We start from the raw sequence: 9,395 nt of genomic DNA, 5'->3' as shown, positions 1-9,395 counted from the left end.
GCTGCCGTCTTTCTCGTCGCGGCGTCTCCGACGTCCCGGTCCTGCGACTCCCCGTTAGCGGTCTCGGGCGAGGTGCGCGCACGCCGTGCCCGCAACCCCCGGAACCCGCATCGGCGCCGTGGCCTTCCAGCCGTCCCCCGCCTCGTCGTGGGCGGGTCCGCAGGTCGCTCAGGGTCAGCCCAGAGGCGGGTCGGCGCGGGGGCATTTCCTCCCCCGCCGGGCAGAGTGCCGCCCGGTCTCACGCCCGCGTCCGAGGCACGCCCCGCACCGGTCCGCCGCCCGGGGCGATGGCGGCTGAGAGCCACCGACGCGGGCGCCGCCCCGTCCCCGGACCCGACCGGTCAGCCACCGGGCAGGCCCCCGAAGGACGCCCCGGAATCGCTCCCGAAACGCCGCGGACAGGTGCGGTCAGGAAGCACAAAATAGGAACATTGTCAAGGCTCGAAGGATGATGGGACACCGCTCCGCGGCCGGCGCGTCGCGACGTCGACCCGATCCCGGGCCCGCCGACGCCGTCGGCGCGGGACGCCGCCGCGGGACGCAGCCCGCCCTCGACCGGCGCCGTCGACGTCGCGCCCGCGCCGGGACGCCGCAAGCTCGCGGGCGTAGAGCGCGCGCGTGAAGCTGTTCTCCCCTCTTGAGGCCGGCAGTATCGTCGCGTATGAGCGCGACGTGTCCTGTATTGCCGGCCTTATTCGGCGAGGTTCGACGTGATAAAGCGTATAAATTGCTCATAAAAACAGAATCATGGACGTTTGATAGCGTAATATTGTTGACGAAGGCATTATTAGACCGAAAGATATTAATCTATAATGGTCCCGGCGCAATCCAATACCGGTCCTCGGATCGCCCTTCAGGGCGGCCGGTTCCGTCCGGCGGACAGGCCCTCCGCGAGCCGCGCGGCAGCCGCTCCCCGAGTCCCTTGATGCGCCGGGTCTTCTCGACGGCCGGGATCCATCCCCGGACGCGCTTCAAGCTCTGGCAGGAGGTCGTCGCCGACCGGATCGGGCCGGTCGAGCAGCGCCGCCGCGCCGACGGGCCGTTCGCGGGCGAGATCGAGATCGGCGCCGTCGGTCCGCTGACATTCAGCCGGATCACCCAGGGCGCCATCACGACCACGATCACCGCCGACACGGTCCGGCGCCGGCCGGACGGGCTCATCCGCGTGAATTTCCGCCTCGCCGGGTCGTCGACCTTCCAGCAGCACGGTCGCGAGGCGCTGCAGGGCGCCGGAGACTTCACCGTCGTCGACCATCACCCGGGCGTGCTGGACGCGCGCACGGATGGCCAGACCCTGGTCATGGCCCTGCCGCGGGAGCGCCTCGAGGGCGTGCTCGGGCCGGCTCGGCTGTTCGCGGCCCTGACGATGACCGCCGAATCGGCGACGACCCGGCTGGTGACGACCTTCTTCGGGGATCTGCTCCGGGTGAACCGGCGGCTCTCTCCCGAGACGGCCGAGCGCATGGCGGCCATCGGCGTCGATCTGATCGTGGCCGCCCTCGCCGAGCGGATGGCCCGGGAGGTGCCGCGTACCCTGCACGGCAGCGTCGTCGTCCAGCGCGCCAAGGCCCATGTCGAGGCGAATCTCGGCGATCCGTCCCTCGATCCGCCCCGGCTCGCCGCCGCGATGGGCGTGTCCCTGCGCCGGCTCCAGGAGCTGTTCCACGAGCGCGGCCAGCACATCTCTGACTGGATCTGGGAGCGCCGCCTCGCGGCCGCGGCCAGGCGCCTCTCCGATCCGGTCAGCCTGCACCGCCCGATCGGCGTCGTGGCCTACGAGTGCGGCTTCGCGAGCCAGGCCCATTTCGCGCGGCGCTTCAAGGACCGCCACGGCCTGTCGCCCCGCGCCTACCGGGAGGCCGCCGCCCTGCGCCTGTCCGGCAGCCGGCCGGATCCGTGAGGCGCCGCGATGTCGGTGCCCGTCGCGGGCGGCCGGGGCGCGGCGGCGGGACGAGGGGCGCCCCGGGGGCGGCCCTCGGGGCCGCGGCCCCCCGCCGCCCTCACCCGGCGCAAGCCGCCTCCGGCCGCGCCGCGTCCCCGGCCGCGTCCCCGGCCGCGCGGTCCGCCGCGTCGAAGAGCGCGCGGCAATACGCGACCAGGCGGTCGGTCCGGTCCGCGCCGCTCCGGAAGGCGATGTGCCCGTCCGGGCGCACCAGCACGAGCGCCGGCCGGCCCTCCAGCCCGTAGGCGCCGTGCGCCCGGCCGTCGAGGTCCGACAGGACGGGCACCGCCCCCGCCGCGATCAGGGGGCCGGCGAGGACGAGCCGCGGCCGCAGCCAGGGCCAGGGCGCGACGGCCCGGACCGCCTCCTGAAGGGCGGGGGCCGCCTCGGGGGAGCGTCCGTCGAAGCACAGGAGCGCCCAGCCCGTCGTCCATCCGTCCGGGTTGTAGAGGAACGGGAACAGGCGCGTGCGCGCCCCGTCCCGCGTCACCGGCGCGTCCGGCGCGCGCTGGCCCGGCTTCGGCCCCGGCCGCAGCAGGTGTCCCAGGTCCGCCAGGCCGGACAGGTGATCCGCGTTCAGGAGGCTCCCGGGATAGGCGACGCCCATCTGCTGCATGTCGTCCGTCCCCTGCAGCAGGGAGCCCAGGTTCGGCAGCGCCTTCGCGGCCAGCCCCAGCACCGTGTCGGTGACGGCGCCGCGGTAGACGGTCCACCGGAACCCGCGCACCTGCTGGGCGCTCAGCCGGGCGTGCTCGCCGCCGCGCTCGCCGTCGTAGGAGTCGAGGATGGCGGGCGCCGCCTCGCCCCGCAGGGTCATGGCCAGCCGCCACGCGATCTCGACCGCGTCGTGGAGGCCGGCATTCATGCCCTGGCCGCCGATCGGCAGGGACAGGTGCCCGGCATCGCCCGCCAGGAACACGCGGCCCCGCGCGTAGCCGGGGGAGACCCCGTAGGCGAAGCGGCTGTGGGTGAGCCATTGCGGGTCGCTCAGGGTGAGGGTCTCGTCGCCGGTCACCTCTCGGGCGAGCGCCTGGATCTCGTCGAGCGTCGGGTCGCGGTCCGGCACGCCGGCGTCGTCGGCCAGGAAGAACAGCCGGTGGTAGCCGCCCCAGACCGGCATGATGCCGGCGAAGCCGCGCGGGTAGTAGAAGAACCAGAGCTGGTCTGGCTCGGAGCCGCGCCGCCAGGACAGCCGGGCGTCGACCTGCCGGTTCATGCAGCCCGCGAGCCGCTCGGGCTCGAAATCCAGGCCGAGCCGGGCGCGGACCGTGCTCCGGGCCCCGTCGGCGGCCACGCAGTAGCGGGCGCGCAGCCGCGTCTCCGGCCCGTCCGCGCCCCGCCGGAGGGTCACGGTGACCCCTGCCCCGTCCTGGTCGATGCCGGTGACCGTGCAGCCCCGCTCCAGCCGGCCGCCGCGGGCCTCGAACGCGTCGATCAGGGTCCGCTCGATCACGTCCTGCCCGCTGTAGAGGACGTCGGGATGGGGGCTGGCGACGTCGGCGATGGGGATGGGCGTCGTCGGCGCGCCGTCGACGAAGAAGTTGATGGTGCGGACCGCGTAGGCGTTCTCCGCCAGGGCGTCGCGCAGGCCGATGCCGGCGAGCAGCTCCTGCGGGCGGGCCCAGAGGTTGTTGGCCCGCGAGTACGCCCTGACCTCCGTGCGCTGCTCGAGGAGCAGGCACGACACGCCGTGATGGCGCAGGGCGCAGCCCGCGGTCAGGCCGATGGGGCCCGCGCCCACGACGATCACGTCGGTGTCGTAGCCCGGGGCGGCGTTGGCGTCGGTCATCGGTCGGTCTCCGGTCGGGTTTCCTGTCGGGTCTTCTGCGGGGTCTCGTGCGGCGTCTCGTGCGGCGTCTCGCGCGGGGTCTCGTGCGGCCTCTCCTGCCGAGCCTCCGCGGCGATGGACGCGATGGCGCCGTGGGAGGCGCCGATCCGCCGCTGCAGGCTCTGCAGGAGCGCGGCGGCGGCCTCGACGGCCTCGGGCGCGAGACCCGCGGTGAGACCGTCCGACCAGAGGGCGTTGCGCGCCATCGCCTGCCGGTAGGCCTCCGCGCCCCGCGGGGTCATGGCGACGAGGGGCGCGCGGCGGTGGTGGGGGTTGGGCGCGAGCCGGATCAGCCCGTCGGCCCGCATCTCGCCGACGAGGCGCTGCACCGACTGGCGGGCGAGGCCCATGTTGCGGGCGATGTGGGCGACGGGCAGCGGCGCCGGCGCGAGGGCGATGGCCCCCAGCACCTGCCAGCGGGCGCTGGTCAGCCCGAGGTCCTGCACCAGCGCGTCGCCCGCCGCGAGCAGGTCGCCGTTGAGGCGGAACACCGCGACCACGAGGTCCGACAGGGCGTGCCGGGTCCGGTCGCGGTCGGGCGCTGTCCGGGGCGGGTCGGGCTCCATGGGGCGCGTCCTGGTGGCAGGGTGTTGTCGAAATGACAGCATGCTGTCATCGCGCGGACAACGGGGGGCGGGCCGGACGGTTCCACGCCGGCGGCAGGCCGGATCCGGACGCGGGATCCGGACGCCGGAGCCGGGCGCCGGATTCGGGCGCGAGGACGGGTGCCCGCCGGGCCTACGCCACCGCCGCGAGATCCCCGAACAGCGACAGCACCACCGGGCGCCGGTCGAGGTTGTAGATCGCCGCCTCCCGGGCGGCGCGGCCGAACCGGTCGGCGACCTCCACCAGGGCGGCGAGGCGGGCGGGGGGCTCGTCCCGGCGCCGGTCGATCTCGGCCGAGACGAAGCGCAGGACCGCGTCCTGGGCGGCCTCGAACCGCGCCTCGGCGTCGCGGCCCGCCAGGGTCTCGGCGAGCTTGAGCACCCGGCCCCAGTCGGGCGTGCGCGCCCGCGCCAGGAGGGTCTCGATCTCGGCCACGAGGCCGGCGGTGACCGGGTCGAGCATCGCGAGCGCGCGGGCGACCGAGCCCTCGCACTGGGCCAGCGCCCGGGCCAGGGCGGTCTCGTCGGGCTGCGGGAAGGGCTCGGGCAGGCCGCGCACCACCCGGGCGACGTCCTCGGCCGGGAGGGGGCGCAGCATCAGCGCCCGGCAGCGGGAGCGGATGGTCGGGAGCAGCCGGCCGGGCTGGTGCGACAGGATCAGGAACAGCGCGCGCGGCGGCGGCTCCTCCAGGACCTTGAGCAGGGCGTTGGCGGCGTTGGCGTTCAGGTCCTCGGCGCTGTCGAGGATGCAGACGCGCCAGCCGGAATCCGCGGCCGTCGAGGCGAACAGGTCGAGGGCGCGGCGCACCGCGTCGACCGAGATCTTGGTCGGCAGCGTCTTGGCGCCGGCGCTCCGGTGGCGGCGCAGGACCACGAGGTTCGGGTGCGACAGGCCCGCCACCTTGCCGAGGACGGCGTCGCCCGCCGGCACGGCGAGGCCCGCCGGGCCCCCGCCCGCGGGGTAGGCGAGCAGGCGCCGGGCGACCCGGTAGGCCAGGGTCGCCTTGCCGATGCCGGGGGCGCCGCCGATCAGCCACGCGTGGTGCAGGCGCCCCGCCGCGATGGCCGCCGCGAAGGCGTCGGCCGCCGCCGCGTGGCCGACGAGCCCGAGGGTCTCGCGCGGGCGCGGGATCCCGGCGAGGTCCCCGGGCTCGACGTCGTCGGCGGCGCGGTCGGCGGGCTTCATGGGACGGGCTTCATGCGGCTGGCTTCATAGGACGGGCTTCATGGGACGGGCTTCATGGAGTGGGTCTCGCGGCGCGGGCCGGCGGGCTCCGCTCCGGTCGGCGCGCCCGCGCGGCTGCTTACACGGCCGCCGGCCCGGATGGGACCGGTCGGGCCGGGAATCGCCCCGCTCACCCCGCCGCTCACCCCGCCGCTCACGCGGCGTCGCCGCTCCGGCCCGCACCCGCCGGCCGGTCGGGCAGGAGCGCCGGCAGCCGGGACGCGACGGCGGCGCGGACCGCCGCCTCGACCGCGTCGGGATCGCGGGACGCGTCGATCACCGCGCAGCGGTCCGGCTCCGCGCCGGCGATCGCCAGGAAGGCCTCCCGCAGCCGGACGTGGAAGTCGAGGGCCTCGGCCTCGAACCGGTCGGCCCCCTGCCCCGTCCGGGCGCCGCGCCCGGCCGCGCGGGCGAGGCCGGACTCGGGGGCGAGGTCGAGGATCAGGGTGAGGTCGGGCCGGGTCGGTCCGATGACGACCCGCTCCAGGGCGTCCACGATCCCGGGGTCGAGCCCGCCCGCGGCGCCCTGGTAGGCCCGGGTCGAGTCGATGAACCGGTCGCACAGCACGGTCTCGCCCCGGCGCAGAGCCGGGCGGATCAGCCGGTCGAGGTGGTCGATCCGGGCGGCGCTGAACAGCAGGGCCTCCGCGAACGGGCCGTAGGGTTTGGCGACGCCGTCGAGCAGCGCCGCGCGGATCTCCTCCGCCCGCGGCGAGCCGCCGGGCTCGCGCGTCACGCAGACGGGCCGGCCCGAGCGCGCGCGCAGGGTCGCGGCGAGGCGGGCGATCTGGGTCGATTTCCCGGCCCCCTCCCCGCCCTCGAAGGTGATGAAGGTGCCGCCCGCCGCGGCGGGATCCCCGAGACGCGGCCCGGTCACGCGCGCGCCGTCACGACGGGTTGGCCGCCCCGGCAGCGCCCTTGTCGGCCCCGGCCCCCTTGTCCCCGCCCTTGTCCCCGCCCTTGCCGGCCCGGTCGAAGGCCTTGCGGACGAGGCCGGTGCCGAATTCGAGCGCCGCGTCCATCGCCCGCTGCGACAGGGTGCCGGGCTCCACCGCGGCGCCGGCGAAGAGCGGCTGGTCGAGGGCGACGGTGTCGCCGCGCTGGACGCGCAGGATTCCGACCCGCTGGCCCTCCTCCACGGGGGCGATGAGCGGCCCGGTATAGATCGCCCTGGCGCTGACCCGGTCGCTGGAGCCCCGCGGCAGCAGCACCCGCACGGGCTTCTTCGCCACCAGCGGCACCGAGCCCGACTGGCCGCCGAACACCGAGGCCTCGGCCACGGTCTCGCCCGGCGCGAAGACCTGCCGGGGCTCGAAGGCGCGGAACCCCCACTCCATCAGCTTGCGCGACTCGGAGGCGCGGTCCCGGGCGGTCTTGAGCCCCGAGACCACCAGCACGAGCCGCTGGCCGTTCTGCACCGCCGAGCCGGTGAGCGCGTAGCCGGATTCCTCCAGGTAGCCGGTCTTGAGCCCGTCCGCGCCGATGTCGAGGGCCAGCAGCGGGTTGCGGTTCTGCTGGCGGATCTTGTTCCAGGTGAACTCCTTCTCGGAGAAGATCTTGTAGTAGTCCGGGTAGGTGTCGATGATGTGCAGCGCGAGCTTCGCCATGTCCCGGGCCGTGACCTTCTGGTCGGGCGCCGAGTAGCCGGTGGCGTTGCGGAAGGTCGAGTTCGTCAGCCCGATCTCCTTGGCGCGCTGGTTCATCAGCCCGGCGAAGGCCTCCTCGGACCCGGCCATGTTCTCCGCGATGGTGATGGCCGCGTCGTTGCCCGACTGCACGATCAGGCCGCGCAGCAGGTCCGCCATCTTGATGCGGCTGTTGACCTGCGCGAACATCGACGAGCCGCCCCCGCCCGCGCCGCCGCGCTTCCACGCGTCCTCGGTGACGGTGAACTCCGTGTCCATGGACAGGCGGCCGGATTTCAGCGCCTCGAACACGATGTCGGTGGTCATCAGCTTGGCCATGCTGGCCGGCGAGAACCGCTCGTCGGCGGCCTTCTCGAACAGGACCGAGCCGGAATCGGCGTCGATCAGGATCGCGTGCGGGGCCGCGGTCTGGAAGCCCTGCGCGGCGGCGGCGGCGAGGCCGGCGCCCAGCGCGCAGGCGGCCGCGAGAAGGGTGAGAAGGGGTCTGCGCATCACCGTTCCGTCCCGCGCCTGCCGTCGGACCGGACACATCCCGGCCGTATCCCAATAACAAGCGTGACCATATTACGGTTTCGGCGCCGGATCGAATGCGAAATGCCGCATCGCCCGCCGCATCCGTCGGGCGGAGGGCGGCCGCGTCCGGGGCGGCGGGCCGGCCGGGGCCCGGGCGGATCCGCGTCGGATCCCGGGGCCGCCGTCAGTAGATCCCGGCGAGGCGCGCGTGGCCGGCCTTCGCGGCGGTCCCGGTGGCCGGCCCCTTGGCGGCGGGGGCCTTGGGGGCCGTCTTGGCGGAGCCGGTCCCGGCGGGCGCGCCGCCCTTCGCGGCCAACCCCTTGGCCGGCACCGCGGCGAGGCGCGCCATGGCGAGCTTGGCCGAGGCCGGCATCGCGGCCGGCATCGCGGCCGGGGACGGGCCCGACGCTGCCTTGGCGAGCTTGACGGTCCCGGGCGCCGGGACCGCCCGGCCGTGGGCCTCGGCGGGCGTCGGGCGGGCCGCCGGCCCGGCCTTCGGGCCGGGCTTTCCGGCGGCATGACCGTGCGACGGCGGCGCGGCCGGGGCGAGGGCCGGGGCGAGGGCCGGATTGAGACCCGCGACCTTGACGGCCCCGGTCCCGAGGCCGCCCCTGGCCGCGACGGCCGGCACGGGGGCGGGCCGGAACTCGCGCACCCGCGGGGCGGTGGGCTGCACGGCCGCCGGGACCGTCACGGCGGCCGAGGCCAGCACGATCGGCGCGCGCACCGGCGCCGTCCGCTCGGGCCGGGCGGCCGGGGCCTCGGCGGGCGCCGTCCCGGCCTCCTCCGCCTCGGCGGGCTTGAAGGCCAGAGCCGGGGCGGTGCGCGTGTAGCGCTCCGTGTCCTCCGCCGGGCCGAGATCGGCCATCATCACGGTCGAGCGGCCGGCCGGCCGCCCGTCGGTGCGCAGGCTGGCGAGGAGCTTGCGGTCGTCGCTGCCCGCCACCGAGGCCTTGCCGACATACTCGACGCGCACCCGCGCGGTGCCCTTCCGGTGGAAGCCCAGCGCGTCGGCCGCCTCCTCCGACACGTCCATGACCCGGCCGGCATGGTAGGGGCCGCGGTCGTTGACGCGCACCAGCATCGAGTAGCCGTTGTCGAGGTTCGTCACCCGGGCGTAGCTCGGCAGCGGCAGGGTCGGGTGGGCGGCGGCGATCGAGTGGCGGTCGAAGACCTCGCCGTTGGCGGTCATGCGGCCGTGGAAGGCCGCGCCGTACCAGGAGGCCAGCCCCTCGCGCACGTAGCCGTTCGGATTCTCCTTCGGCACGTAGGTCTGGCCGGCCACCACGTAGGGCTTGCCGGTGTAGCGGCGCCCGCCGCCCTTCGGGATCACGTCGCCCTCGTTGTAGAGGCGCGGGCTCGCCTTGACCCCGTATTTCGGGTCGATCCCGTTCCCCGCGGCGAGCTTCTGCTGGGGCGAGGTCGCGCAGTTGGCCGTGGCCAGGGCCACGCCCGAGACGGCCATGAGCCGCAGGGCGAGGCGCGCCGGCCGGGGAAGCGTCGTGCGCACCATCGTGGGGTTCACCAAACTCTACGCGTGACCGGGGCCCGACCGGACCGGAGCCGGCCGCGTGCACTGGGCCGCGATCGGTCCACCCAGATTTGTAGCGGTCGCGTAAAGGAAGCCTGAACGATG

Annotated in this window: 7 protein-coding genes; 1 reads left to right on the top strand and 6 read right to left on the bottom strand. The window is 75.3% G+C overall.

Features of this window, described 5'->3' with window-relative positions:
- The first annotated feature begins 925 nt into the window (after positions 1–925).
- Entirely contained in the window at positions 926–1,900 is a 975-nt protein-coding gene (locus tag ACTJK8_RS25495; RefSeq protein ID WP_012318495.1) for a helix-turn-helix domain-containing protein, read from the top strand.
- A 100-nt stretch (positions 1,901–2,000) separates the two neighbouring features.
- On the opposite strand, the gene ACTJK8_RS25490 is transcribed toward ACTJK8_RS25495, so the two are convergent.
- The 6 genes from ACTJK8_RS25490 to ACTJK8_RS25465 form a co-directional block, all read right to left on the bottom strand.
- Complete coding sequence (locus ACTJK8_RS25490; protein ID WP_012318494.1) at positions 2,001–3,731, bottom strand: FAD-dependent monooxygenase; 1,731 nt, start codon at positions 3,729–3,731, stop codon at positions 2,001–2,003.
- Positions 3,728–4,336: a MarR family winged helix-turn-helix transcriptional regulator gene (locus ACTJK8_RS25485; RefSeq protein WP_440762722.1), complete on the bottom strand. Its 609-nt coding sequence runs from the start codon at positions 4,334–4,336 to the stop codon at positions 3,728–3,730. The genes ACTJK8_RS25490 and ACTJK8_RS25485 overlap by 4 nt, the downstream gene beginning before the upstream one ends.
- A 172-nt stretch (positions 4,337–4,508) precedes the next feature.
- The gene (locus ACTJK8_RS25480; RefSeq protein ID WP_012318492.1) at positions 4,509–5,561 is read right to left on the bottom strand and encodes a DNA polymerase III subunit delta'; all 1,053 of its coding nucleotides are present in this window, start codon (positions 5,559–5,561) and stop codon (positions 4,509–4,511) included.
- Positions 5,562–5,754: 193 nt separating this feature from the next.
- A complete protein-coding gene (gene tmk, locus ACTJK8_RS25475; protein WP_440762721.1) occupies positions 5,755–6,477 on the bottom strand; it encodes a dTMP kinase in 723 nt (240 codons plus the stop codon).
- 10 nt (positions 6,478–6,487) lie between these two features.
- Positions 6,488–7,738: a D-alanyl-D-alanine carboxypeptidase family protein gene (locus ACTJK8_RS25470; protein WP_041372295.1), complete on the bottom strand. Its 1,251-nt coding sequence runs from the start codon at positions 7,736–7,738 to the stop codon at positions 6,488–6,490.
- Between the two features lie 205 nt (positions 7,739–7,943).
- A complete protein-coding gene (locus ACTJK8_RS25465) occupies positions 7,944–9,272 on the bottom strand; it encodes a septal ring lytic transglycosylase RlpA family protein (protein ID WP_012318489.1) in 1,329 nt (442 codons plus the stop codon).
- Positions 9,273–9,395: the final 123 nt, after the last annotated feature.

Source organism: Methylobacterium sp. 22177 (genome assembly GCF_052045615.1).
GTDB lineage: Bacteria > Pseudomonadota > Alphaproteobacteria > Rhizobiales > Beijerinckiaceae > Methylobacterium > Methylobacterium radiotolerans.
The sequence above is the reverse complement of the archived record's forward strand: the minus strand, read 5'-3'. Positions and strand labels throughout refer to the sequence as shown.

Excerpts from the sequence above, each read along its gene's own strand:
- ACTJK8_RS25490 (WP_012318494.1), bottom strand. The coding sequence starts at position 3,731 with ATGACCGACGCCAACGCCGCCCCGGGCTACGACACCGACGTGATCGTC.
- ACTJK8_RS25495 (WP_012318495.1), top strand. The coding sequence starts at position 926 with ATGCGCCGGGTCTTCTCGACGGCCGGGATCCATCCCCGGACGCGCTTC.
- ACTJK8_RS25470 (WP_041372295.1), bottom strand. The coding sequence starts at position 7,738 with ATGCGCAGACCCCTTCTCACCCTTCTCGCGGCCGCCTGCGCGCTGGGC.
- ACTJK8_RS25485 (WP_440762722.1), bottom strand. The coding sequence starts at position 4,336 with ATGGAGCCCGACCCGCCCCGGACAGCGCCCGACCGCGACCGGACCCGG.
- ACTJK8_RS25465 (WP_012318489.1), bottom strand. The coding sequence starts at position 9,272 with ATGGTGCGCACGACGCTTCCCCGGCCGGCGCGCCTCGCCCTGCGGCTC.
- ACTJK8_RS25480 (WP_012318492.1), bottom strand. The coding sequence starts at position 5,561 with ATGAAGCCCGCCGACCGCGCCGCCGACGACGTCGAGCCCGGGGACCTC.